General features: G+C 60.7%; 24 protein-coding genes. 19 read left to right on the top strand and 5 right to left on the bottom strand.

The annotated features are described in order from the left end of the window. The 4 genes from F8N85_RS23955 to F8N85_RS23940 all read right to left on the bottom strand — a co-directional run bounded on the left by F8N85_RS23955 (position 1) and on the right by F8N85_RS23940 (position 4,883). Complete coding sequence (locus F8N85_RS23955; RefSeq protein WP_150805989.1) at positions 1 to 828, bottom strand: ABC transporter permease; 828 nt, start codon at positions 826 to 828, stop codon at positions 1 to 3. Further along, a complete protein-coding gene (locus F8N85_RS23950; protein WP_150805988.1) occupies positions 825 to 2,036 on the bottom strand; it encodes an MFS transporter in 1,212 nt (403 codons plus the stop codon). The genes F8N85_RS23955 and F8N85_RS23950 overlap by 4 nt, the downstream gene beginning before the upstream one ends. 8 nt (positions 2,037 to 2,044) lie before the next feature. Then, on the bottom strand, positions 2,045 to 3,115 hold the full coding sequence (locus F8N85_RS23945; protein WP_150805987.1) for an ABC transporter substrate-binding protein: 1,071 nt from the start codon (positions 3,113 to 3,115) through the stop codon (positions 2,045 to 2,047). 661 nt (positions 3,116 to 3,776) lie between these two features. After that, positions 3,777 to 4,883, bottom strand: a complete 1,107-nt coding sequence (locus tag F8N85_RS23940; protein ID WP_150805986.1) for a sigma-54 interaction domain-containing protein — start codon at positions 4,881 to 4,883, stop codon at positions 3,777 to 3,779. Between the two features lie 332 nt (positions 4,884 to 5,215). Between F8N85_RS23940 and F8N85_RS23935 the strand changes: the two genes are divergently transcribed. From F8N85_RS23935 to kdpE, 19 genes are all read left to right on the top strand, one after another. Beyond that, positions 5,216 to 6,589, top strand: a complete 1,374-nt coding sequence (locus tag F8N85_RS23935) for an LLM class flavin-dependent oxidoreductase (RefSeq protein WP_150805985.1) — start codon at positions 5,216 to 5,218, stop codon at positions 6,587 to 6,589. A 91-nt stretch (positions 6,590 to 6,680) separates the two neighbouring features. Then, positions 6,681 to 7,595: a TauD/TfdA dioxygenase family protein gene (locus F8N85_RS23930; RefSeq protein ID WP_150805984.1), complete on the top strand. Its 915-nt coding sequence runs from the start codon at positions 6,681 to 6,683 to the stop codon at positions 7,593 to 7,595. Positions 7,596 to 7,903: 308 nt separating this feature from the next. Then, complete coding sequence (gene phnC, locus F8N85_RS23925; RefSeq protein ID WP_150805983.1) at positions 7,904 to 8,737, top strand: phosphonate ABC transporter ATP-binding protein; 834 nt, start codon at positions 7,904 to 7,906, stop codon at positions 8,735 to 8,737. Positions 8,738 to 8,779: 42 nt separating this feature from the next. Continuing rightward, positions 8,780 to 9,784 carry a phosphonate ABC transporter substrate-binding protein gene (gene phnD, locus F8N85_RS23920; protein WP_150805982.1) on the top strand — a complete coding sequence of 335 codons (1,005 nt, stop codon included), beginning with the start codon at positions 8,780 to 8,782 and terminating at the stop codon, positions 9,782 to 9,784. A gap of 77 nt (positions 9,785 to 9,861) precedes the next feature. Next, positions 9,862 to 10,650, top strand: a complete 789-nt coding sequence (gene phnE / locus F8N85_RS23915) for a phosphonate ABC transporter, permease protein PhnE (RefSeq protein WP_150805981.1) — start codon at positions 9,862 to 9,864, stop codon at positions 10,648 to 10,650. Positions 10,651 to 10,683: 33 nt separating this feature from the next. Then, on the top strand, positions 10,684 to 11,388 hold the full coding sequence (gene phnF, locus F8N85_RS23910) for a phosphonate metabolism transcriptional regulator PhnF (RefSeq protein ID WP_150805980.1): 705 nt from the start codon (positions 10,684 to 10,686) through the stop codon (positions 11,386 to 11,388). A 14-nt stretch (positions 11,389 to 11,402) separates the two neighbouring features. After that, on the top strand, positions 11,403 to 11,858 hold the full coding sequence (gene phnG / locus F8N85_RS23905) for a phosphonate C-P lyase system protein PhnG (protein ID WP_150805979.1): 456 nt from the start codon (positions 11,403 to 11,405) through the stop codon (positions 11,856 to 11,858). Then, positions 11,858 to 12,460 carry a phosphonate C-P lyase system protein PhnH gene (gene phnH, locus F8N85_RS23900; protein ID WP_150805978.1) on the top strand — a complete coding sequence of 201 codons (603 nt, stop codon included), beginning with the start codon at positions 11,858 to 11,860 and terminating at the stop codon, positions 12,458 to 12,460. The genes phnG and phnH overlap by 1 nt, the downstream gene beginning before the upstream one ends. Next, the gene (locus tag F8N85_RS23895) at positions 12,460 to 13,536 is read left to right on the top strand and encodes a carbon-phosphorus lyase complex subunit PhnI (protein ID WP_150805977.1); all 1,077 of its coding nucleotides are present in this window, start codon (positions 12,460 to 12,462) and stop codon (positions 13,534 to 13,536) included. Before phnH ends, F8N85_RS23895 begins: the two co-directional genes overlap by 1 nt. Continuing rightward, positions 13,533 to 14,408: an alpha-D-ribose 1-methylphosphonate 5-phosphate C-P-lyase PhnJ gene (locus tag F8N85_RS23890; RefSeq protein WP_150805976.1), complete on the top strand. Its 876-nt coding sequence runs from the start codon at positions 13,533 to 13,535 to the stop codon at positions 14,406 to 14,408. Before F8N85_RS23895 ends, F8N85_RS23890 begins: the two co-directional genes overlap by 4 nt. A gap of 2 nt (positions 14,409 to 14,410) precedes the next feature. Continuing rightward, entirely contained in the window at positions 14,411 to 15,238 is an 828-nt protein-coding gene (gene phnK, locus F8N85_RS23885; protein WP_150806008.1) for a phosphonate C-P lyase system protein PhnK, read from the top strand. Between the two features lie 55 nt (positions 15,239 to 15,293). Continuing rightward, entirely contained in the window at positions 15,294 to 16,001 is a 708-nt protein-coding gene (gene phnL, locus F8N85_RS23880) for a phosphonate C-P lyase system protein PhnL (protein ID WP_150806007.1), read from the top strand. After that, a complete protein-coding gene (locus tag F8N85_RS23875) occupies positions 15,995 to 17,140 on the top strand; it encodes an alpha-D-ribose 1-methylphosphonate 5-triphosphate diphosphatase (protein WP_150805975.1) in 1,146 nt (381 codons plus the stop codon). Before phnL ends, F8N85_RS23875 begins: the two co-directional genes overlap by 7 nt. Further along, a complete protein-coding gene (gene phnN, locus F8N85_RS23870; RefSeq protein ID WP_150805974.1) occupies positions 17,140 to 17,709 on the top strand; it encodes a phosphonate metabolism protein/1,5-bisphosphokinase (PRPP-forming) PhnN in 570 nt (189 codons plus the stop codon). The genes F8N85_RS23875 and phnN overlap by 1 nt, the downstream gene beginning before the upstream one ends. Continuing rightward, positions 17,700 to 18,443, top strand: a complete 744-nt coding sequence (gene phnP, locus F8N85_RS23865) for a phosphonate metabolism protein PhnP (RefSeq protein WP_150805973.1) — start codon at positions 17,700 to 17,702, stop codon at positions 18,441 to 18,443. Before phnN ends, phnP begins: the two co-directional genes overlap by 10 nt. 200 nt (positions 18,444 to 18,643) lie before the next feature. Beyond that, the gene (locus tag F8N85_RS23860) at positions 18,644 to 18,997 is read left to right on the top strand and encodes a hypothetical protein (protein ID WP_150805972.1); all 354 of its coding nucleotides are present in this window, start codon (positions 18,644 to 18,646) and stop codon (positions 18,995 to 18,997) included. Positions 18,998 to 19,379: 382 nt separating this feature from the next. Continuing rightward, positions 19,380 to 19,472: a K(+)-transporting ATPase subunit F gene (gene kdpF / locus F8N85_RS23850; RefSeq protein ID WP_150805971.1), complete on the top strand. Its 93-nt coding sequence runs from the start codon at positions 19,380 to 19,382 to the stop codon at positions 19,470 to 19,472. Beyond that, positions 19,469 to 21,922 (top strand): potassium-transporting ATPase subunit KdpA, encoded by a 2,454-nt coding sequence (locus F8N85_RS23845; RefSeq protein ID WP_150805970.1) that lies wholly within the window; start codon positions 19,469 to 19,471, stop codon positions 21,920 to 21,922. Before kdpF ends, F8N85_RS23845 begins: the two co-directional genes overlap by 4 nt. 4 nt (positions 21,923 to 21,926) lie before the next feature. Continuing rightward, on the top strand, positions 21,927 to 22,616 hold the full coding sequence (gene kdpE / locus F8N85_RS23840; RefSeq protein ID WP_150805969.1) for a two-component system response regulator KdpE: 690 nt from the start codon (positions 21,927 to 21,929) through the stop codon (positions 22,614 to 22,616). A gap of 54 nt (positions 22,617 to 22,670) precedes the next feature. On the opposite strand, the gene F8N85_RS23835 is transcribed toward kdpE, so the two are convergent. After that, positions 22,671 to 23,621: a magnesium transporter CorA family protein gene (locus F8N85_RS23835; RefSeq protein ID WP_150805968.1), complete on the bottom strand. Its 951-nt coding sequence runs from the start codon at positions 23,619 to 23,621 to the stop codon at positions 22,671 to 22,673. Positions 23,622 to 23,662 lie beyond the last annotated feature (41 nt).

The raw sequence follows: 23,662 nt of genomic DNA, 5'->3' as shown, positions 1-23,662 counted from the left end.
TTAGAAGGCTTGGCGCTGCCAGCGTTGCAAGCGGGTTTCGATCAAGGCCAGGCCTTTATCCAGCAGCAGGCCCACCAGGCCGATCACCAGCATGGCGACGATCACCAGGTCGAGCTGGAACATCTGCCGGCCGTCGACCATCAGGTAGCCAATGCCTTCGCTGGAGGCCAACAGCTCCACAGTCACCAGGGCGACCCAGCCTTTGGTCAAGGCAAATCGCAGGCCGGTGAACAGGCTCGGCAGGGCGCCGGGGATGATCACCTTGCTCAGCCGCTGACGCAGGTTGAAGCGATACACCTGCGCCACTTCCAGGTAGCTGGCTGGAATGTTGCGAATCCCGGCGAAGGTATTGATGGTCATGGGCACCAGCACGGCCTTGGCGATGACCAGGTACTTGAGGGTTTCATCGATGCCCACCAGCATCATCAGCAGCGGGATCCAGCCCAGCACCGGGACCTGACTGATCGCCTGGAACAGCGGCAGCAGGTAAGCCTCGGCCTGGCGCGAAAGGCCCATCAGCAGTCCCAGTGCCAGTCCGGCGCTGACGCCAATCACCACGCCGACCGCCACTCGCCCCAGGCTGATCGACAGCTCGGACCATAGGTCGCCGCTCAGCGTCAGCTCGACAAAGGTGCTCCACACCCGTGTAGGCGGCGGCAGGATCTGTGGCGAGACCCACTGCCACACGCCGGCCAGGTGCCAGAACAACACCAGGCCGGTTGGCACCAGCAGCGCGACTGCGACGTGGTTGAGCCAGCTCAGGCGCAGCTGCAAGCGTGGCCAGGTCGGTCGCGGGTGCGCCGTAGCAAAGGTTTTACTGATACTCATGGAACGGCCCTCCGGGCAAGAAACAGGGTCCAGCGGTTGCGCACTGTCGGCAGCAAGGCAAGCAGTACAAACAGCGGGATGAACAGCATGAACAGGTGTTGCAAGGCAAAGACCTCACCGAGTAATCCGCCGATCAGGCAGCCGCTCAAACTGCCTGCCGGTCCGACCAGCGCCGCGACGCCCGCCACCCGGCCGTGGCCCAGGCGCACCCCGCATTGGGCGTAAGTGAACAGCGTGACGATCTGCAGCAAACCCAGGCTCAAGCCCAGACCGATAGCGCCCAGCGACAGTGTCCAGGCGCCCTGAGCCAGGCCCAGCACTAACAGCGTGCTGCCGCACGCAAGCGCATAGCCCAGCAATCGCCGTGGGCTGAGCCGCTCGCCATGGCGGCCGAGAAAGAACAGCGCAAAGATGTAGGCCAGGCCATGGGCGCTGAGCAGGGCAGCGGCCTGGCTGGGTGACCAGCCATAGTTCTGCACAGTGATCGCGACGATGAAGTAGGCGAAGTACATGGCGGCGGCCTGCACGCAAAAATCCAGCTGGCTGTTACGCCGCAGAATCGGGTCATGGCGCAGCAGGCTGAGTTGGCCAAACACCGTACTCAGACTGAGTTTCGCGGCGGCCTGACGCTGCGCCGGGTAGATGTTCAACACCCAGGGTGCAAGCAGCAACGGCAAGGCGAACACCAGCGCCACCACGGGCCAGACCCCCGCCGGGCCGAGCTGCTGATTGAGCACTGCGGCCAGGGCCGGTCCGAGCAACAACACCCCGGCCATCTGCGAACCCCGGAACCAGCCGGCACGGCTGGCGGCCATGCTAGCCAGTTGCTGCATGAACACCGTGTTCAACGACACGAAACGGCAGGGCATGCACAGGCCGATCAACAGCGTGATCAACATCAGCAGTCCGCAACTGTGCGCTTGCCCCACCAGCACGTAGAGCGCCGCGGCCGAGGCGCTGCCCAGGCAGAACAGCCGCAGCGGCCCTAACCGTTCCACCAGGACCCCGCAGAGCAGGCTGGTGAGCAGCAGGCCGCCGGTCTGCGCCCCGGCAATCAGTCCCAGTTCGAGAGGCGAGGCGTTGAGGAACAAGGCATACAGCGAGGTGCTGACCTTGGCCACGCCCACCCCCGCACCGGCCAGGGTCGACAAGAGAATGAAGCGGCCCAGGGTGCGGGTGTCGCTCAATCCGGCGGAGGTGGAGGGCATGCCGGACTTCACTGAGCGATGGGTTGGTTGTGGGCGTCGTAACGCGGCCACAGCGATTGAAAGCCGAGCTGCTCGATGGCGGTGTCGACGTACTTGGGCTCGATCCACTGGTCGACGTCGATGTCGCCGCGAATCAGGCGCAGCGCTTTGGCTTCGCTGACCGTGGCGCGGTATCGGGCAATGAAGAATGGGTCGAGGCGCGGCGAATAGTTGCGCAGAAAGGATTTGCCGGTATGGATCTCGCGTAGCGCTTCAATCGAGGTGCCTGAGTTGGCCCACAGGGCAAGGGCGCTTTCACGGTTATTGGGTTCCGCGGCCCAGGCGGCGGCCCTGACCAGGCCGTTGACCACCTTCTGTACGACTTGCGGATGCTCGCGCTCGAATTCACCGCGCACCAGCACGTGGGTCTGGCGGGTCAGGTTGTCGTCCGCCGCGGCCGAGTCGTAAATGATTCGACCGAGGCCCTGGTTTTGCAACTGAAAGGCTTCCGGACCGAACCAGCCGCCATCGATGTCCTTGGAGGCCAGTGCGGCCGAAGCGGTGGCGGTGTCCATGTTGACGAAGCGGAAGTCGCGTTCGCTGAAGCCTTCATGGCCCAGGGAACGAAGGATTGCCAGGTGCAGATTGGTGCCCTTGAACAGCGAAACTCGCTGGCCCTTCAGGTCTTCCAGGGTTTTGGCCGGCGAACCCACCGGGACCACCAGGTAGGTGGAGTTCAACAGGCGGTCGGCAGTGATCAGGCGAGTGTCCAGGCCGCCAGACTTACCGATCACCGCCGGCAGGTCACCCTGCATGGAAAAATCCAGTTGCTGGTTGGCCAGCGCTTCGTTGACCGCAGGACCTGCGCCTTTGAAGTAATGCCATTCGACCTGGATATTGTCGGCCTTGAGCTCCTCTTCGATGGTGTGGCGTTGATGGGCCAGTTCCGAGGTGTTATCCACGGAGTAGGGGACTCCTCCCTTGCCCACGGTGGCCATGCCGAAGTGGATCACCTGAGGATTGGGCGCGGCGGCCAGCGCTACCGATAAACCGCCGCTGAGAAGGGCCGCCAGCAACGGCTTGAGTAAGGTGTGCTTCATTGGTGATCCTCTGTTCCAAGTCCTGTGACCGCGCGAAAGCGCCGGGCCTGGATGAGGTACTGCAGGCTTTATGCCAATAACAGCGGATAACTCCGATTACTCATGCTTATTGGGTATATGGCGCGCAAACAGACAGCTGGCCTGGGGTGCGGCCGTGCACATTGGATCGACAAAAACCGAGCGTACCTGGCCCGCAGGGCATAGCGCTGTAGCAAACAACGCAGCACCGCAAGGGTTCTGTCGGATTTCCAACAGCTTGGGTCTGGGGCTCAGTGGGAGCTGGCGGGGGTATTGTGGGAGCGGGCTTGCTCGCGAGACGTTATCTCTGCCGACACCTGTTTCGCGGCAAACATTGCTTTCGCGAGCAAGCTCGCTCCCACAGATTTTGCGGCGGACACAATGTCTGTGCCTGGCCGTTATCCTTGTGGGAGCGAGCCTGCTCGCGAAGACGTCAGCTCAGCCGATGCCTGTTTTGCGGCGAACATCGCTTTCGCGAGCAGGCTCGCTCCCACAGGTTTTGCGCCGGTCACAACAGCCCGGTTTGACGCCGCTCCCACAGGATCTTCATCGTTCAATGCTCTTGCAGGCAAACACAAATCCTGTGGGAGCCGAGCTTGCTCGCGATGGCGATTTCAAGAACGCCATCGCCAGCAAGCCGCACTCAGCCCGCGCTGTTACCGCGTGCGCCATGCACCGGCGGCATCAGGTCGTGGCGTTTCATCAGGGTGCGCAGCGCATGGCGGCTGATCCCCAGGCGCAGCGCGCTGTGTACTTGATTGTGGTGGTGATGGCGCAGGGTTTCTTCAAGTAGCGTGGCTTCCCACTGGGTCCACAGTTGGTCATCGTCATGCTGGGTCAGCAAGTCGCGGATCTGGCTGTGGATGCTCTGCCAGATATGCGCGGCGGGAGTGTCGGACTTCTGTGGCGAGGGAGCTTGCTCCCGCGACCCGGTCCGAACCTGGCGACGTTCGCTCAACTGCAAATGCTCGACTTCGAGCACGCTTTCGCCGGTTTGCAGGGCGGCCGACAGCAGCACGTTTTCCAGTTCGCGGATGTTGCCTGGCCAGGAATAGCCCAGGAGTGCCTGGCGAGCCGTTGGGCCGAGGCTCGCTATGGGCCGCTGCTGCTCGCGGGCGAACTGCTCAAGGAAGTGCTCCGCCAGCGGCAGAATGTCCCCCGGGCGTTCACGCAAGGGCGGAATCTGCAGGGTCACCAGGTTCAGGCGATAGTACAGATCCTCGCGGAACTGCCCGCTGGCGATCGCCGAATTCAGGTCCACATGGGTTGCGGTGACCACGCGCACGTCGATTGGAATCGGCTTGCGTCCACCCACGCGGACCACCTCCTTTTCCTGCAGTACACGCAGCAGCTTGACCTGCAGCGACAAGGGTAAATCGCCGATCTCATCGAGAAACAGAGTGCCGCCTTGCGCCGCTTCGAACCAGCCTTGCCGGCGCGCGTTGGCACCGGTGAAGGCACCGGCCTCGTGCCCGAAGAACTCGCTCTCGGCGAGATTTTCGTTGATGGCTGCGCCGTTGACCGCCACGAAGGGGCCCCGGCGGCCGCTGCACTGGTGCAGGTGACGGGCCAACAATTCCTTGCCGGTACCGGTTTCGCCCTGGATCAACACCGGCACGCTGCTGGCGGCGACCCGCTCGGTCTGGCTTTTCAGTTGTTGCGAGCGCGGATCGGCAAACAGCAGGGCCTTGGCGCGAATCTCCTCACGGTGATTCTCATGAGGGGCCAATGTGAGTATCGAAGCGTTCATCAAGCATCCTCTGTCCATGAAGGCGGCAGGGAACTATAGAGAAGCTTGTATATGATTAAAAATAATCAAATTTTAATTGTATATGCATTTTAATTATATAAAAGAGCCCGAGCATCCGCCTGTTTGTGTGGGAGGTCACTGAGCAAAGCGCCACAGTTGGGTCCGGAAAATGTTGGATTTCTCACAGAAAAAAATCCGAAGTTTAGAAAAAATTATTACTAATCAATCAGTTATAAGTATGGCATGGCTTCTGCAGTGTCAGGGAAAGCGTGTCGTTGCGTAGTACTGCAATGCGGCACTGAACCCCCTGTCATTTCCGAGAATGCCTGCGCATGAGCAAACGTCAACTCAGCTTGAACGCCTTTTTGATGAGTACGGGTCACCACATTGCTGCGTGGCGCCACCCCGATGTTCCGGTCGGCGCCGAGCTTGATTTCAAGCAATACCTGCGTGTGGCCCAACTGGCCGAAGCGGCCAAATTCGATGCGGTGTTCGTCGCCGACGGGGTTGCCGTGGGCAAATCCAGCAGTGCCGGCACCACCGGCCAATACGACACGGTGGCGAAAACCGCACGCGGCTCGTACCTGGAGCCCTTTACCCTGCTTTCGGCGCTGGCCGCCAGCACCGACAAGATCGGCCTGATCGCCACCGTCAGCACCAGCTTTAACGAACCCTACAACCTGGCGCGCAAATTCGCTTCGCTGGACTGGATTTCCAACGGCCGCGCCGGCTGGAATCAGGTCACCTCCGGCAATGACGCCGAGGCGCAGAACTTCGGCCGCGAGAGTCATCTGGATCACGCCCTGCGCTACGAGCGCGCCGACGAGTTCCTCGATGTGGTCAAGGGCCTGTGGGACAGCTGGGAAGACGACGCCTTTATCCGCGACAAGGACAGCGGCCAATTCTTCGACCCGGCCAAGTTGCGAGAGTTGAATCACCAGGGTGAACACTTCCAGGTCCGCGGCCCGCTGAACGTGGCCCGTCCGCCCCAGGGCTATCCGGTGCTGGTGCAGGCAGGCTCTTCAGAGGCCGGCAAGGAAATCGCCGCGCGTACCGCCGAGGTGGTGTTTACCGCACACCAGAGCCTGGAAAATGCCCAGGCTTTTTATGCCGACGTAAAAGGCCGTCTGGCCCGTTACGGCCGTAGTCCCGATGAGTTGAAGATTCTCCCCGGCATTTTACCGATCGTTGGCCGCACCGAGGAGGAGGCCCAGGCCAAGTACCAAAAGCTGCAGGATTTGGTTCATCCGCAGGTGGGGCTGTCGTTACTGTCCGGGATGATCGGTGCCGATCTGTCCGCCTACGACATCGACGGGCCGGTGCCACGGGATCTGCCAGAAACCAATGGCGGCAAGAGTCGCCAGGCGCTGCTGCTGGATCTGGCCGAACGCGACAACCTGAGCATCCGCGAGCTGTACCTGCGTATCGCCGGAGCGCGTGGGCACTGGGTCGTGGTCGGCTCCTACCTACAGGTGGCCGATCAGATTCAGGAATGGTTCGAGAACGGTGCCGCCGACGGCTTCAATGTCATGCCGCCTTGGCTGTCGGGCGGGCTGGAGGACTTCATCGAGCTGGTGGTTCCCGAACTGCGCCGTCGCGGGCTGTTTCGCAGCGAGTACAGCGGCAGCACTCTGCGCGAGCATCTGGGGCTGGCGCGCCCGGAAAACCAATACCTGCTGCGGCGTGAACAACGGGTCGCGAGCTGAGCGGCAAGCAGCTGCGTGGGCTGGAAACCTCATCCACCCCGTGATCAATCTGTCATCAACATCGGCGGGTACACCTGCCAGGAGAACCACTATGAGCCTGACCATTGAACCCGTAACCGGTCGCACCGGTGCCATTATCAGCGGCGTGCGCCTGACCGATCTGGATCACGCGCAGTTCGCCGAGTTGCATCAGGCGCTGCTCACACACAAGGTGCTGTTTGTGCGCAACCAGCACTTGAACGATGCCGAACAGGAGGCCTTCGGCCGGCGCTTCGGCGATCTGGTGGTGCATCCGACCACGCCGTCGGAGGCCAACACTGCCGGCATTCTCGAGGTCGACTCCGAGCGCTCGCGGGCCAATTCCTGGCACACCGACATTACCTTCGTGACCGACTACCCGAAGATCACCATTCTGCGCGGTGAAGTGATCCCCGAGGTCGGCGGTGACACGGTGTTTGCCAACACAGTCAGCGCCTACCAGGACCTGCCACCGGTGCTGCAACAACTGGCCGACAGCCTCTGGGCCCTGCACAGCAACACCTACGACTATATCGCGCCCAAGCAAATCGAAGCGGTGGCAACCAAGCGCTTTCGCGAGCAGTTTACTTCCACCGTTTACGAGACCGAGCACCCACTGGTGCGCATACACCCCGAAACGGGCGAAAAAGCGCTACTCCTCGGCCACTTCGCACAGAAGCTGGTGGGCCTCAACACTCAGGATTCACGGGCACTGCTGGAGCGCTTCCAGGCGCACATCGTCAAGCTGGAAAACACCGTGCGCTGGCGTTGGACTCAGGGCGATGTCGTGCTGTGGGACAACCGTGCGACCCAGCACATCGCCGTCGACGATTACGGCAGTGCAAGGCGCGTCGTGCGTCGTACCACTGTCCACGGCGAGATACCGGTGTCGGTCAGCGGCCAAAGCAGTCGGGCGATCAAGCCCACGCCGGACACGCGTACGCCCCTGACCGAGGCGGACAAGCCGGCACTCAAACAGGCAGGCTAAAAAGCTGTGTAGGAGCTGGCGCAGGCTACGATCTTTTGATCTTTGCGACGCTCGTACCCCGCAGAAAAGATCGCAGGCTTCGCCAGCTCCTACGCCGACCGGGTACACACTAACGCCCTGGTTTACTCCAACCGGGCAAGCACCGCAGTCGGTCACGGGCTTGGCGAAAGCGCTCTGCGCTTCAAACCGTCAACGAATAGCTACCATATTGTCATACACGGTTCATGGGTCTGAAACACACGGTCTCTAATGTCAGTCGCACTTCGAACGCAGCCATGCAGAGGCTGTTCAACCTGACAGAGAAGCCCATGAACGCAGCTATCCATGTCGACCGTCTGAACAAGACTTTTGCTCGCAAGACCGCGTTGGTTGATCTTGCGTTGTCTATACAACCCGGTGAAATGGTTGCGCTGATTGGCGCTTCCGGGTCCGGCAAGTCCACGCTGTTGCGCCATATGGCGGGCCTGGCCTGTTGCGACCGTAAAAACGGCGGCAGCGTCCAGGTGTTGGGTCGTGAAGTGCAAGCTTCTGGCAACCTCAACAGCAATGTCCGTCGCTTGCGCGCTGACATCGGCTACATCTTCCAACAGTTCAACCTGGTCAATCGCCTTAGCGTGCTGGACAACGTGTTGCTCGGTTGCCTGGGTCGCATGCCGGGCTGGCGCGGAAATCTGGGCCTGTTCAACGCGCAAGAGAATCAGCAGGCAATGGAGTCGCTGGACCGCGTTGGTTTGGCCGATCTCGCCCAGCAGCGCGCCTCCACGCTTTCCGGCGGGCAGCAGCAGCGCGTGGCGATTGCCCGTGCCTTGACCCAGCGTGCCGAAGTGATTCTGGCCGACGAACCGATTGCGTCACTGGACCCTGAGTCCGCGCGCAAGGTCATGGAAATACTTGCTGACATCAACCGTCGCGACGGCAAGACCGTGGTCGTGACCCTGCATCAGGTGGATTACGCCGTGCGTTATTGCCAGCGTGCCGTCGCCCTCAAGGCCGGGCGCATTCACTTCGATGGCGCCGCGACCGAACTGAGTTCCCAGTTCCTCAACGACCTGTATGGCGCGGACCTGGACACCAGCCTGTTGTTCTCCGACAAAGCTCGCAACGCCGAGCCGCCCGTTGCGCTGGCCTTTGCCCGCGCCTGATTCCCCTATTCAAACACCAACGTCAACCTCAGGAATCCTTCCATGTTGAATCGTATCGGTCGCGCTTTCGCGTCTGCCGCTTTGCTGGCTACCTGCGCCTTCGGCACTGCCCAGGCGCAAGAGAAAGTCATCAATTTCGGCCTCATGTCCACTGAGTCTTCGACGAACCTGAAGAGCATCTGGCAACCCTTCCTCGACGACATGTCGAAGAAGACCGGCCTGAAGGTCAACGCTACTTTCGCATCCGACTACGCCGGCCTGATCCAGGGCATGCGCTTCAACAAGGTTGACATCGCCTGGCTGGGCAACAAGGGGGCCATCGAAGCCGTGGACCGTTCCAATGGCGAAATCTTCGCCCAGACCTCGGCGGCCAACGGCGCTGCCGGCTACTGGAGCCTGTTGATCGTGCGCAAGGACAGCCCGATCAATTCTGTTGAGGACATGCTCAAGAACGCCAAGAACCTGACCTTCGGTAATGGTGATCCAAACTCCACGTCTGGCTACCTGGTGCCGGGCTACTACGTGTTCGCCAAGAATCACATCGATGCAGCCAGCGTATTCAAACGCACCCTCAACTCCAGCCATGAAGTGAACGCCTTGAGCGTGGCCAAAGGTCAACTCGACGTCGCCACCTTCAACACCGAAAGCTGGGATCGTCTGGAAGTCACTCAGCCTGACAAAGCCGCGATGCTCAAAGTGATCTGGAAGTCGCCGATCATCCCGGCCGACCCGATGGTCTGGAGCAAGAGTCTGACCGACGAAGAAAAAACCAGGATTCGTGATTTCTTCGCCACCTACGGTGACACCGATCACGAAAAAGAAGTGCTCAAAGGCATGCAGTTGGGCAAGTTCCTCAAGTCCTCCGACGACCAGTTGTTGCCGATCCGTCAGCTTGAACTGTTCAAACAGCGCAACGAAGTCGTGGCCAGCACCACCCTGGATACCAAGGAAAAAGAGACCCGTCTGAAAGAGATCGACGCGGGTCTGGCCAAGTTGCAAGACCGTATCGCCGAGCTTGAGAAAAAGAATACCGCCAGCGCTGGCTGATGCCGGCTGAAGGGACGCCAGGGAGGGCGTCGCCTGATCGCTGCCTTTGAATGATGTTGATTTTTCGAGAGCCGTTTATGACTTCCCATGCTGCACACGCCGAACTTGTTGGCAAACGCACCTGGCCGCAGTACATCGGCTGGGGCCTGTTCCTCGCCATGTTGGCTTGGGCCTGGCAGGGTGCCGAGATGAATCCGCTGGCGCTGTACCGAGACTCCGGCAACATGGCGACCTTCGCTGCCGACTTCTTCCCGCCTGACTTCCAGGAATGGCGCTCCTACCTCAAGGAAATGCTCGTCACCGTTCAGATCGCGCTCTGGGGCACGGTCCTGGCGATTGTCTGTTCCGTTCCGCTGGGCATTCTGTGTGCGGAAAATATCACCCCGTGGTGGGTCCACCAACCCCTGCGCCGCGTCATGGATTCTTGCCGCTCGATCAACGAAATGGTGTTCGCGATGTTGTTTGTGGTCGCCGTCGGCCTCGGTCCGTTCGCGGGTGTTCTGGCGTTGTGGATCAGCACCACAGGCGTGCTCGCCAAGCTGTTTGCCGAAGCCGTGGAAGCGATTGATCCAGGCCCGGTCGAAGGCGTGCGTGCTACCGGCGCCAGCGCACTGCAAGAAGTGATCTACGGGGTTATCCCGCAAGTCATGCCGCTGTGGATCTCCTACGCCCTGTACCGTTTCGAGTCCAACGTGCGCTCGGCCACGGTGGTCGGGATGGTCGGTGCTGGCGGGATTGGCGTGATCCTCTGGGAGAACATCCGCTCGTTCGCGTTCACCCAAACCTGCGCTGTATTGCTGGTAATTATCTGCGTCGTGACCCTGATCGACGTGTTGTCGCAGCGCCTGCGCAAACAGTTCATTTGACGGAGAGGGTGCCTGACGGCGCTTTTTTTTACCATGCAGTTGTCTAGACAAATCGAACCCGTTTACCGCGAACTGGCCGACACCCTGCGTCGCGAGCTGGGTGATTACCAGGCCGGTGATTACCTGCCTGCCGAGATACGCCTGGCGGCACGCTTTGCCGTCAACCGCCACACCGTGCGGCGTGCCATTGACGAGTTGGTCTCCGAGGGCAGCGTGTTGCGGCGCCAGGGCAAAGGCACGCAAGTGCTGGAACGCCCTTTGATCTACCCAATGGTCGCCGAAAGCGCCTACAGCCAGTCCGTCTCGGCCCTCGGTCATGGCGTTGAAGCCAAACTGTTGAAACGTAGCAACTGTCTGGCGAGTCGCGATGAGGCCATGCATCTGGGCCTTGCCGATCAAGCGCCGCTGATTGAGCTGCAAACCTTGCGCTTGATCGACAACCAGCCGGTGAGCCTGATTCGTCACCGATTTTGCGCTAGCCGTACTGAGCTGCTGGCGGCCTACACCGGCGGTTCGCTGCGGCAGTTTTTCGCCGAACGCGACGTGCCGCTGACCCGCTCCTTCAGCCTGATCGGTGCGCGTTTGCCGAGCCGCGAGGAAGCGGGCTTGCTCATGATGCCCCGGCACTTGCCCGCGCTCAGCGTCCTGACCCTTTCCCGTGATGCGTTCGGTCAGCCGGTGGAGCTTTCACAGTCCACCAGCCGTTCGGACCGCTTCCAATACCAGGTCATCACATGATGGAGATGTCGAAGATGAATGCTGCTCCCGTAGCCGAACACGCTGCCCGTCAACAGTGGATCGGTGTCCTCGCCCAAGCGGGCAGTGCCGAGTTGAAGCGCCATGAAGCGGCCCTGCGCGACACCGAATACCAACTGATCCGTGCCCCGGAAATCGGCATGACCCTGGTTCGCGGTCGCATGGGCGGGACCGGTGCGCCCTTCAACATTGGCGAAATGAGTGTCACCCGCTGTGTGGTGCGCCTGGCTGATGGGCGCACCGGTTACAGCTACCTGGCCGGCCGCGACAAGGCCCACGCCGAACTGGCCGCGCTGGCCGACGCCCATCTGCAAGGCACGCAACAGGCGCGCTGGATGAGTGAACTGATCGAACCCATGGCCCGTGCGCAAGCATCGCGCCGTGCGGCCAAAGACGCCGAAACCGCAGCGACCAAGGTTGAGTTCTTCACCCTGGTCAGAGGAGAAGACTGATGAGCACAACCCTTCTGCTACCGGCTTTCGCCGACCCCGTGCTGGATTCCGCGCGCAGCTTCCGCGCCGCGCTCAAGGCGTTGGCCGGACCCGGCGTGATTCAACCGCTGGTACAGGTGGCGCCACTGGATGGCCTGGCACCGGCCAGTTACGCGCTGTGCCTGGCGTTGCTGGATATCGACACTGCGCTGTGGCTGGCGCCGGCATTCGACACGCCGGCGATTCGCGCCAACCTGGCGTTCCACTGTGGCTGCCCTATTGTCAGCAGCCGTGAGCAGGCGCGTTTTGCCTTGCTTGACGACAGCGAACTGAGCGACCTGCGTGGTTTCGACCTGGGCAACGACCGTTATCCCGATCAGTCCTGCACGCTGCTGATTCAGTTGGCGCAACTGCAAGGCGGTCGTCCTCTGACGTGGCGCGGCCCCGGTATCCAGAGCGAAAACCAGGTGGCATTGCCCTTGGCCGACAGCTTCTGGCGTGAGCGCGACGCCCGCAACGATTTTCCGCGTGGACTGGATGCGTTCTTCCTGGCCGGCCACAGCGTCATTGGCTTGCCCCGCAGCACCCGCGTCAGCCCCAGCGTAACCGAGGAGCAAGCCTGATGTACGTAGCCGTTAAAGGTGGCGAACAGGCCATCGACAATGCCCACCGATTGTTGGCCAAAAAACGCCGGGGCGACACCTCGATTGCGGAACTGGCGGTCGAACAGATTCGTCAGCAGCTACCGTTGGCGGTCGCACGGGTCATGACCGAAGGCTCACTGTACGACGAGCAACTGGCTGCGCTGGCGATCAAGCAGGCGGCCGGGGATCTGGTCGAAGCGATTTTCCTGTTGCGGGCCTACAGGACCACGTTGCCGCGCTTCACCGCCAGCCTGCCGATTGACACGTCGGTCATGCAATTGAACCGTCGGCTGTCGGCCACGTTCAAGGACGTCCCGGGCGGCCAATTGCTGGGCCCGACCTTTGACTACACCCATCGCTTGCTGGACTTCGCCTTGTTGGCCGAAGGCGAATATCCCGGGCCCCAGGTGGAAGAGGGCGCGAGCCTGGAACCGTGCCCGCGGGTCCTGGGGATACTGGCCAAAGAAGGCTTGATCAAGAACGAAGCCAGCAACGATCACGCTGTTCCGGACATCACCCGCGAACCGCTGGAGTTTCCGTCCAACCGTGCTCAACGCTTGCAGGCCTTGGCCCGTGGCGACGAAGGGTTTCTGCTGGCGTTGGGTTACTCGACGCAACGTGGCTACGGCCGCAATCACCCGTTCGCCGGCGAAATTCGCATCGGTGAAGTCGAGGTCTGGATCGAACCGCAAGAGCTGGGTTTCCCGATTGCTATCGGCAGCATTGAAGTGACCGAGTGCGAAATGGTCAACCAGTTCGTCGGTTCAGGTAAAGAGCTGCCGCAGTTCACTCGCGGTTACGGCCTGGCTTTCGGCCACGCTGAACGTAAAGCCATGGGCATGGCCCTGGTGGACCGTTCGCTGCGCGCTGGAGAGTTCAACGAAGAAATCGAATCGCCGGCCCAGCAGGAGGAGTTCGTGCTCAGCCACTGCGACAACGTCGAAGCCGCCGGTTTCGTGTCGCACCTCAAGTTGCCGCACTACGTCGACTTCCAGTCCGAACTGGAACTGGTCCGCAAGATGCGCAAGCCTGCCGCGCCGGAGAAGAACCAATGAGCCGTGTGACGCCTGTCCGCCCGGAGCGGGACGAAGCCTACAACTTTGCCTACCTCGATGAGCAAACCAAACGCATGATCCGCCGCGGCCTGCTCAAAGCCGTGGCGATTCCCGGTTATCAGGTGCCGTTCGGTGGCCGTGAAATGCCGTTGCCCTATGGCTGGGGTACCGGTGGCATGCAAATGACCGCCGCGATTCTGGCTGCCGATGACGTGCTAAAGGTCATCGACCAGGGCGCCGATGACACCACCAACGCAGTATCGATCCGCCGCTTTTTCGCCCGTACCGCCGGCATCGCCACCACCGAACGCACGCCGGAAGCCACCGTGATCCAGACCCGTCACCGGATTCCTGAAACCCCGTTGCACGCCGATCAGATCATGGTTTATCAGGTGCCGATTCCGGAGCCGCTGCGCTTTATCGAACCGTCGGAAACCGAAACCAGGACCATGCACGCGCTCAACGACTATGGCGTGATGCACGTCAAACTCTACGAAGACATCGCCACCTTCGGCCACATCGCCACCAGTTACGCCTACCCGGTGATGGTCGACGAACGCTATGTGATGGACCCTTCGCCGATCCCGAAATTCGATAACCCGAAACTCGACATGAGCCCGGCGCTGATGCTGTTCGGCGCCGGTCGCGAGAAGCGTCTCTACGCCGTGCCGCCCTACACCAAAGTGGTCAGTCTCGACTTCGAAGATCACCCGTTTGAAATACAGAAATGGGAACAGTGCTGCGCCATCTGTGGCAGCCGCGATTCCTACCTCGATGAACTGATCCTCGACGACGCCGGCAGCCAAAGCTTCGTCTGCTCGGACACCGACTATTGCGCCCAGCGCAGCAGCCAACAGGAGGCCGGTCAATGAACATGTCAGTGCAGACTGAACAGACTGAACAGACCTTGCGGAACCGTCAGGTAGAGCGCGCGCAACCGCTGCTGAAAGTACGGGGCCTGTCGCGTTTGTATGGCCCGGAGAAAGGCTGTGACGACGTCAGTTTCGACCTGTATCCCGGCGAAGTGCTGGGCATCGTCGGCGAGTCCGGTTCGGGCAAGTCGACCCTGCTTTCGCTGCTCAGCGGCCGTTGCCCGCCGGACCGCGGCACCATCGGTTATCGCGGCAAAGACGGCCAGTGGCTGGACCTGTACAGCGCCAGCGAAGCCGAACGCCGCACCTTGCTGCGCACCGAATGGGGCTTCGTCGAACAAAACCCTCGTGATGGCTTGCGCATGGGCGTGTCGGCCGGCGCCAACATCGGCGAACGCTTGATGGCCCAAGGCGTGCGCAATTACAGCCAGCTGCGAGCTGCCGGGATTGACTGGCTGAGCCAGGTAGAAATCGACCCGTTGCGCATTGATGACCTGCCGCGCACCTTCTCGGGGGGCATGCAGCAGCGCCTGCAAATCGCCCGCAATCTGGTGTCTGGCCCGCGCCTGGTGTTCATGGACGAACCCACCGGTGGCCTCGACGTGTCGGTGCAGGCGCGCTTGCTCGACCTGTTGCGTGGCCTGGTGCGTGAATTGGACCTGGCGGTGGTAATCGTTACCCACGACCTGGCCGTTGCTCGCTTGCTGGCCGACCGTTTGATGGTGATGCGCCGCTCCCGGGTGGTAGAAGCCGGGCTGACCGATCAGATCCTCGACGACCCGCAGCATCCTTATTCGCAGCTGCTGGTGTCCTCGGTGCTGCAACCGTGATTCAACCGGCGACCGGGCGGTCCCTGGTCGCCGCCGTCTTTTTGGGGTGTGCATGATGAATACGCTGATCGAGGTTCGCAACCTCTCGAAAACCTTCACGCTGCACCAGCAAAACGGTGTGGTCCTGAACGTGCTCGACGACCTGAACTTTACCGTCAGCGCCGGTGAATGCCTGGTGTTGCACGGGCAGTCCGGTGCCGGCAAAAGCACCTTGTTGCGCACGCTGTACGGCAACTATCTACCGGCGGGCGGCAGCATCCGCGTGCGCCATGAAGGCGGATGGCTGGAAATGGTCGGTGCGCAGCCGCGTGAAGTGCTGCAAGTGCGGCAAACGACCTTGGGCTATGTCAGCCAGTTTCTGCGGGTGATCCCGCGGGTCGCGACACTGGACGTGGTCATGGAGCCAGCCCTGGCGCGCGGTTGGTCGAAAGACAACGCCAAATCCCGGGCCGAACAGCTGCTGGCGCGACTGAACATTCCGCAACGCTTGTGGCAACTGGCGCCGGGCACGTTTTCCGGGGGCGAACAACAGAGGGTCAACATCGCGCGCGGCTTCATGGTCACTTGGCCGCTGATGCTGCTCGACGAACCGACCGCTTCGCTGGACGACACCAACCGTCAAGTGGTGCTGGAACTGATGCACGAAGCCAAAGCGCAAGGCGCCGCCCTGATCGGTATTTTTCACGACCGCGCCGCCCGTGAAGCGGTCGCCGACCGCCACCTCGACATGACCCCGACTGCCAAGGACGCCCTGCCATGCTGACCGAACAGATTCTTAGCAACGCTCAAATCGTCACCGCAGACCGGGTGTTCAACGGCACCGTGGTGGTGCGCAACGGCCTGATCACACACATAGATGAGTGCTCCAGCCGTTTGCCACAGGCGCAAGACCTGCACGGCGACTACCTGCTGCCGGGGCTGATCGAGCTGCACACCGACAACCTCGAAAAGCATATGACGCCGCGCCCTGGCGTGGACTGGCCCTCGACCTCTGCAATCTTGAGTCATGATGCGCAGATCGTCGCGGCGGGCATCACCACGGTCTTCGACGCGCTGTCGATTGGTGACGTCAACCCCAAGGGCAACCGCATGCAGAAACTGTCGGCGATGCTCGAAGGCATTGCCTCGGCCAACACCGCCGGCCTGACCCGTGCCGAACACCGGCTGCACTTGCGTTGCGAGCTGTGCCATCCGGACACCCTGAGCGTGTTTCGCGATCTGGTGGAGCACCCGCTGGTGCAGTTGGTGTCAGTCATGGACCACTCGCCGGGTCAGCGTCAATTCGCCCTTGAAGCGAAGTACCGCGAGTACTACATGGGCAAATACCACCTGACCACGCTGCAGATGGACGAATTCATCCTCACCCAGGTGGCCAACTCCCGCGAGTTCAGCGACCGTTATCGCCGCGCCATTGTTGAGGACTGCCTGGCCCGGGGCCTGTCGGTAGCCAGTCACGATGACGCGACCCTGGCGCATGTCGAGGAATCGGCCCGCTTGGGCATGACCATTGCCGAATTCCCGACCTCCCTGGAAGCCGCACGCGCCAGCCATCGGTTGGGCATGAGCGTATTGATGGGCGCACCGAACATCGTGCGCGGCGGATCGCACTCTGGCAACGTGGCGGCGGCTGACCTGGCGAAAGAAGGGCTGCTGGATATTCTCTCCAGCGATTACTATCCCGCCAGCCTGCTGCAAGCGGCGTTCATGCTCGCGGCGCAAGACAATCAGTGCGATCTGCCCCAAACGGTGGGCATGGTCAGTCGTGCACCGGCGCAGGCGGCGGGGCTCAATGATCGCGGAGAGATCCGCGTCGGCTTGCGGGCCGACCTGATCCACGCCAGGAACCAGGACGGCATGCCGGTGATCCAGCAGGTCTGGCGACAAGCGAAGAGGGTGTTTTGATGGCCGGCAGGTTGATCTATCTCATTGGACCTTCCGGTTCGGGCAAGGACAGCCTGCTTGATGCTGCACGCGAATCGCTGGTCGATCGGGACTGCCGGATCGTGCGGCGGGTCATCACCCGTTCGACGGAAGCTGTGGGCGAGGCCGCACGGGCGGTCAGCGTCGACGAGTTCATAACGTTGCAGGCTCAGGGCGCGTTTGCCTTGAGCTGGCAGGCCAACGGCCTGTTCTATGGCATCCCGAAGGAAATCGATGCGTGGCTGGAGTCCGGGCTGGATGTGCTGGTCAACGGCTCACGTGGACATTTGCCTCAGGCGTGTGAGCGTTATCCGACGTTGCTCGGCCTATTGCTGACGGTGGATCAGGCAATATTGCGCCAGCGCTTGTTGGTCCGTGGTCGCGAGTCGTTGCCGGAGATCGAGGCACGCTTGGCGCGCAATGCTGACTTCGCCGCAAGCTTGATGGCGAGCAAGGACAAGCGCCTGCAACTGCTGGACAATTCCGGGTCTATCGAGCAAACCCTGGGTCGCCTGCTGCAACTGATCGGCAAGGAGGCGGTATGCGCCTGACTCTGTTGGGCACTGCCGATGCGCGGCAGGTACCGGTCTACGGTTGTGAGTGTTGCGCGTGTGCCGCCGCGCAGGTCGATCCACGGTTACGCCGTCGGCCGTGCAGCGCGCTCATTGAGTGCGCTGATCAACGCTGGCTGATCGATTCGGGGCTCACCGATCTGGTCGAGCGTTTCCCGCCGCGTAGCTTCAACGGCATCCTGCAGACCCATTACCACGCAGATCATGCGCAAGGGTTGTTGCACTTGCGCTGGGGGCAGGGGCTGGTGATTCCGGTACACGGTCCGGTGGACCCCGAGGGCTTGGCGGATCTGTACAAACACCCGGGGATTCTGGATTTCAGTCAGCCGTTCAGCGCCTTTGAAAGCCGGCAACTTGGTGCGCTTCGCGTCACGGCTGTACCCTTGGTGCATTCGAAACCGACCTTGGGTTACCTACTGGAAGGCGAGGGGCGACGTATTGCCTACCTGACCGATACCGTCGGCCTGCCGGAGCACACTCGCGACTTCCTGCAACGCCAGCCGTTGGACGCGCTGGTGCTGGACTGCACCATGGCGCCACAACCGCAGTCACCCCGTAACCACAACGACCTCAACCTGGCACTGGCTTGCATCGCCGAGTTGAAGCCGCGGTTGGCGGTGTTGACGCACATCGGGCACACACTGGATGCGTGGCTGCCCGATAACGCGTTGCCACCGGGCGTGGTGGTGGCTCGGGACGGGATGGTGGTTTGACGGCTCGGGGAATCCAGGGGCGGGGAGGGTTGAGCGTTGGTGGCTATAGTCATAATGACATATGGCATAGTCGATATGACGTATTTCGCTCATAGTCTTTATGACCTCAGTGTTTATAAGAGACTGATTTAATTGAATAAAAAAACTGGCACGGTTTGTGATGATCCAATAGCAAACAGTAACCGCCAAAGGAATCCACCATGACTCATTCAATCCCCCTCAGTTTCTCGCTGTGCCTTGTTCTTCTTTCCCCCCTATGCATGGCTGACAAGGTTGTCCGCGAAGTCCCCGATACCACGGGCGGCAAAGGCTATGGCACGCTCACCGGAATGATGGTCGGCGCAGTGGGCGGTCCCCTGGGCGCGCTGGTGGGGGCCGGTGCCGGTTTCTTCCTGGGCGGTGCAGCGCAGCAAGCCTCTGGCCAGAGTGGGACCGCCTACGAAGTGAAGGATGCCCAAGGCAACCTCAGTACCGTGCGCTCGCCCAACGAGCGCTTCACAGTGGGCCAGCAAGTCACGCGCAAAGGTCTGCGCCTGGTGGCTCAGGAAGAGTGAGGGCCGCGGGTATCATAGTTCGCCCGAGCACTTCGCACTCTATCTGCGTTTTCCAACACCCATGTCCATACTGGAATCATATGGACCAGCAAGCCCATTCCTAGATCCGACAACTCATACGCGACACGGGGAGGGTTGGATGCGACGCAACCTGCGGTGAGGTCGTAGAGTGCAAACAGCGCTAAAAGCCCCGTTCCGTCTTTTCGAGATCTTTATCTCGCCCGCCGGAGTATTTTCAGCATCTTGATACATGAGTCCCTAGGCTAGACACCATCACCGGAGGAATCGTGATGGACATGGTCTTTCTAGGGCTCGGCGCACTGTGCTTCGTCACCGTAGTGGGCCTGGCTTACGGTTGTGCTGCACTGAACAGGAGGCGTTCATGAACGGCCTCTACCTCTTGGGCGGCTTGCTGGCGTTCGGGCTGCTGATCTACCTCATCACCGCGCTGCTGTTTCCGGAGGATTTCTTATGACGATCCAGGCCTGGACTCTGCTTGGCGTCTATCTTCTGGTACTGGTTGCGTTGGCGTGGCCGCTCGCCAGTTGGCTCACCACGGTGATGGAGGGGCGATTCACTTTCGGCAAACGTATTGAGGCACCGCTATATCGCCTCGCGGGAGTCAAGGCCGACACCGAGATGGGTTGGCTTCAGTACGTGCTCGCGCTGCTGCTGTTCAACATTCTCGGGCTGTTGGTAGTCTATGCACTACAGCGCCTGCAAGCTTTCCTTCCGCTCAATCCGCAGGGTTTTGGCGCCGTCAGCCCTGACTCGTCGTTCAACACGGCAGCCAGTTTCGTCACCAACACCAACTGGCAGGGCTATAGCGGCGAAGCGACAATGAGCTATCTGACCCAGATGCTCGCGCTGGCGGTGCAGAATTTTCTGTCGGCGGCCTCTGGCATTGTGGTTGTGATGGCACTGATCCGTGGCTTCGCACGCCACAGCGCGACCAGCATCGGCAATATTTGGGCTGACCTCACCCGTGTCACCTTGTGGGTCTTGCTGCCGCTATCGCTGATATTCGGGTTGTTTTTCGTCAGCCAGGGGGTGATCCAGAATTTCGAACCGTATAAAGAAGTGGCGACGCTTGAAGTCATACAGTACCAGTCACCCAAGCTCGATGCTTCCGGCCAACCGATGATGGACGCCCAAGGCAAGGCCGTCATGCAGGACACCACCAGCCACACGCAAACGCTTGCGATGGGACCGGTGGCGTCGCAAGAGGCGATCAAGATGCTTGGCACCAACGGCGGCGGTTTCTTCAACACCAACTCGGCGCATCCCTATGAAAATCCGACCGCGCTGGCGGATCGGATCGGTGAGTTTGGAGCCGACCTGGACGTAGTTCAGATAGCACTCCCGGCATTACAAAGGACACGGCCCGAGAAGGCAGCCATCGGGGGTGAAAGTCGCGTGGCGTGGCCCGCCTACGCCATGAGTGCCGCGATCTGTGCGGCGACCACCTTGCTCGCCACGCCGCTGTTGCGGGTGTTCGAACTGGCCAATATCGTGATGCTGTTCCTGCTCGCGGTCGTCGGCATCGCGGTTCGCTACGGTCGCGGTCCGGCGATTCTCGCCGCATTTTTTTCGGTGGGTGCGTTTGACTTCTTTTTCGTATCACCACGTTTTTCATTCGCCATCAGCGACGTCCAGTACCTGGTGACCTTCGGTGTAATGCTGGTTGTGGCACTGGTGATCGGTCAAATGACTGCCGGCCTGACCTACCAGGCACGGGTTGCGCAAAAACGCGAAGATCGCATACGAGCGCTGTATGAGATTTCACGACAGTTATCCGCCGCGCTAATGACCGAGCAAGTGGCCGAGATCGGGACTCGCTTCCTCGCAGACGAATTCAACGCCCGGTCAGCCTTGCTCGTCGCGGATGACAACGACAAGCTGCAAACGCCGATGACCACAGGCGATGCACCTGAGGTCGACTCTGCCATTGCCCAATGGTCCTTCGATAAAGTCCAGGCGGCGGGGCAGGGAACCGATACGCTTCCGGCCAGCCCCACACTCTATCTGCCGCTGTCGGCACCAATGCGCGTACGCGGTGTATTGGCCGTGCAGCCGCGTGACGCTACCCGATTGGGTGTTCCGGAACAGCGACGCCTGCTCGACACCTGCGCGTCGCTATTGGCCATCTCGCTCGAAAGAATCCATTACGTCAATGTCGCTCAGGACACCACAGTTCAGATGGAGTCGGAGCGCCTGCGTAACTCGCTGCTTGCTGCGATCTCACATGATCTACGAACGCCTCTCACGGCGATGGTCGGATTGGCCGAGACGCTGACGCTGACGAAGCCTTCGTTGACCGGCGAGCCAGTCGAGATTGCCCATGCGATACGTGAATCAGCGCTACGCATGAACATACTGGTCAATAACCTGCTCGACATGGCACGGCTTGAATCTGGTGCGGTTGCGCTAAATTTGCAATGGCAACCTTTGGAGGAAGTTGTGGGCAGTTCGCTGAGGGCCATTCGACCAGCCTTGGGAGTGCGCCCGGTACAGGTTGCTCTTCCTGAAGACCTGCCGCTGGTACATATCGATGCGGTGTTGATCGAGCGAGTGCTGGTCAACTTGCTGGAAAACGCCGGCAAGTACACCCCTCCCGATACGCCCATCAGAATTGGCGCTGCCGCCACCGACGATACTGTTGAATTATGGGTCGACGATTATGGTCCCGGACTGCCGCGAGGGCACGAGGAAGCGATATTCAGCAAGTTCGAGCGCGGTAAAAAGGAAAGCGCGATCCCGGGTGTCGGACTGGGGCTTGCCATTAGCCGTGCCATTGCCCAGGCTCATGGAGGAACGGTTCTCGGTGTCACTCGTCCGGAGGGTGGCGCACGTTTCACTTTGCGCCTGCCACGCACAGAGCCGCCGATTATCGAGCTGTCGCCGGAGCCGACTGACGAGGACTAGAATCATGAGTGAAACGGCACTGCGTGTCCTGATCGTTGAGGACGAAATCGAGATCCGGCGTTTCGTACGCATGGCGCTCGAGGCCGAGGGGCTGCTGGTGTATGAGGCCGACTCGCTGCAGCGTGGTCTCATTGAAGCCGGAACACGACGACCCGACCTCATTGTCCTTGACCTCGGGTTGCCTGATGGCGATGGCGTCGACCTCATCCGCGATCTGCGGACCTGGTCGCAGGTGCCGATTATTGTCTTGTCGGCGCGCAGTGCCGAGTCCGCCAAGATTATTGCGCTGGATACCGGTGCCGATGACTATCTGGTGAAGCCGTTCGGCACGGGTGAATTGCTCGCGCGAGTCCGGGCCCAGGTGCGCCGGAGCGTGAAGAGTATTGAAAGCACCTCGATCGTGACCTTTGGTGATGTTCGGATCGACATGGATCGGCGCATCGTGGAGCGCGCCGGCGTTCCCGTGCACCTGACCCCACTGGAATACCGCCTGCTGACGCACTTGTGTGCCCACCCGGACCGAGTGCTGACGCATCTGCAATTGCTTAAGGCGGTATGGGGGCCTTCCCATCAAGCAGATACACAGTATCTACGAGTGTTCATGGGAGGCCTGCGCAAGAAGATCGAAGCTGACCCGTCGCAGCCGTGCCATCTCATCACCGAAACAGGTGTTGGCTATCGTTTTGTTCCTTGAGCGAATCATTGATGAAGAGCAAGGAGGCTGGGGCAGTTCAGTCTCATGAAGGGTTCAGTGGGGGCGGTTCATACTGGGTGAGCCACGCGTCAGACGCTTGAGCACGATCACCATCAGGCCTCCGGTAACCAGCATGCCTGTGACAAAAAGCGGATAGGCGATCCACCAAGGTACGGTTGCGGTCATCATGCTGAACTCGGACATGCCGCCGATACTGGCGATCAGGTTGAGCGGCAGGAAGACCACGTTGATCAGCGTCAGTTTGCGCAGCAGGTTGTTCATGCTGTTGTTCATTAGATTGCCGCGCGCATCGATCAAACCGGAAAACACCCTTGAGTAGATTTCCGCCTGTTTGTTGCACTGGGTGTTCTCGATGATCAGATCATCGATAAGCGCGATCGCCTCGGCGCTGAAGTGCTCCTTCTCGGCATGGTTGCGCAGCCGGATCAGGACCGCACCATTGCTATGAATCGCGTTGATGTAATAGATCAGGCTCTCGCTGAGGTTGAACATCTGAATCAGATGGCGGTTCTCCATCGAGGAATTGAACTTCTGCTGCAGCTCGCGGGCCACCATCTTGATCACCTTGAGGTGGCCCAGGTAGTGATGGAGGTTGTTGAACAGCATGTCCAGCAGTACATCCAGCGGTGTGTGCAAGGGGTGCCGATCACCCAGGCCGCTCAACTGGGAATCGTCGGTGGCGATGACCAGCAAGCGTGTTTTAGAAAACAGTAAACCGAACGACGACACTTCGAAGGCCAGGCTGTCGCCACCCGAGTAACTTTCCGGGCGCTTCCAGATCAAGAACAGGTTATCCGGGTGGAACTCGATACGCGAAACTTCGTCCGGATCCAGCGCCGAAGCCAGTGCATGATCGTCCAGTTTGAAATCGCTGCGCAGCAGATCCCGTTCGGCGATATCGGGATTGCTGAACAACATGACCTCGGCATCGAGGCGTTCAACCGGTACCAGTGCCCCATGGGCAAGTTGAAAACTCTTGATCACGTTTATCCTCTGGCGTTATCGGCTGCGAAAATCAAGTGTCT

The sequence above is a fragment of the Pseudomonas fluorescens genome, from assembly GCF_902497875.1.
Lineage (GTDB): Bacteria > Pseudomonadota > Gammaproteobacteria > Pseudomonadales > Pseudomonadaceae > Aquipseudomonas > Aquipseudomonas fluorescens_BR.
The sequence above is the reverse complement of the archived record's forward strand: the minus strand, read 5'-3'. Positions and strand labels throughout refer to the sequence as shown.

Bases quoted from the DNA above. Each gene is read 5' to 3' on its own strand.
- F8N85_RS23955 (WP_150805989.1), bottom strand. From the start codon at position 828: ATGAGTATCAGTAAAACCTTTGCTACGGCGCACCCGCGACCGACCTGG.
- phnH (WP_150805978.1), top strand. From the start codon at position 11,858: ATGAGCACAACCCTTCTGCTACCGGCTTTCGCCGACCCCGTGCTGGAT.
- F8N85_RS23875 (WP_150805975.1), top strand. From the start codon at position 15,995: ATGCTGACCGAACAGATTCTTAGCAACGCTCAAATCGTCACCGCAGAC.
- F8N85_RS23860 (WP_150805972.1), top strand. From the start codon at position 18,644: ATGACTCATTCAATCCCCCTCAGTTTCTCGCTGTGCCTTGTTCTTCTT.
- phnN (WP_150805974.1), top strand. From the start codon at position 17,140: ATGGCCGGCAGGTTGATCTATCTCATTGGACCTTCCGGTTCGGGCAAG.
- kdpF (WP_150805971.1), top strand. From the start codon at position 19,380: ATGAACGGCCTCTACCTCTTGGGCGGCTTGCTGGCGTTCGGGCTGCTG.
- phnE (WP_150805981.1), top strand. From the start codon at position 9,862: ATGACTTCCCATGCTGCACACGCCGAACTTGTTGGCAAACGCACCTGG.
- kdpE (WP_150805969.1), top strand. From the start codon at position 21,927: ATGAGTGAAACGGCACTGCGTGTCCTGATCGTTGAGGACGAAATCGAG.
- phnF (WP_150805980.1), top strand. From the start codon at position 10,684: ATGCAGTTGTCTAGACAAATCGAACCCGTTTACCGCGAACTGGCCGAC.
- phnD (WP_150805982.1), top strand. From the start codon at position 8,780: ATGTTGAATCGTATCGGTCGCGCTTTCGCGTCTGCCGCTTTGCTGGCT.
- phnL (WP_150806007.1), top strand. From the start codon at position 15,294: ATGAATACGCTGATCGAGGTTCGCAACCTCTCGAAAACCTTCACGCTG.
- F8N85_RS23940 (WP_150805986.1), bottom strand. From the start codon at position 4,883: ATGAACGCTTCGATACTCACATTGGCCCCTCATGAGAATCACCGTGAG.
- F8N85_RS23935 (WP_150805985.1), top strand. From the start codon at position 5,216: ATGAGCAAACGTCAACTCAGCTTGAACGCCTTTTTGATGAGTACGGGT.
- F8N85_RS23930 (WP_150805984.1), top strand. From the start codon at position 6,681: ATGAGCCTGACCATTGAACCCGTAACCGGTCGCACCGGTGCCATTATC.
- F8N85_RS23845 (WP_150805970.1), top strand. From the start codon at position 19,469: ATGACGATCCAGGCCTGGACTCTGCTTGGCGTCTATCTTCTGGTACTG.
- F8N85_RS23890 (WP_150805976.1), top strand. From the start codon at position 13,533: ATGAGCCGTGTGACGCCTGTCCGCCCGGAGCGGGACGAAGCCTACAAC.
- F8N85_RS23945 (WP_150805987.1), bottom strand. From the start codon at position 3,115: ATGAAGCACACCTTACTCAAGCCGTTGCTGGCGGCCCTTCTCAGCGGC.
- phnP (WP_150805973.1), top strand. From the start codon at position 17,700: ATGCGCCTGACTCTGTTGGGCACTGCCGATGCGCGGCAGGTACCGGTC.
- F8N85_RS23950 (WP_150805988.1), bottom strand. From the start codon at position 2,036: ATGCCCTCCACCTCCGCCGGATTGAGCGACACCCGCACCCTGGGCCGC.
- phnC (WP_150805983.1), top strand. From the start codon at position 7,904: ATGAACGCAGCTATCCATGTCGACCGTCTGAACAAGACTTTTGCTCGC.
- phnK (WP_150806008.1), top strand. From the start codon at position 14,411: ATGTCAGTGCAGACTGAACAGACTGAACAGACCTTGCGGAACCGTCAG.
- phnG (WP_150805979.1), top strand. From the start codon at position 11,403: ATGAATGCTGCTCCCGTAGCCGAACACGCTGCCCGTCAACAGTGGATC.
- F8N85_RS23895 (WP_150805977.1), top strand. From the start codon at position 12,460: ATGTACGTAGCCGTTAAAGGTGGCGAACAGGCCATCGACAATGCCCAC.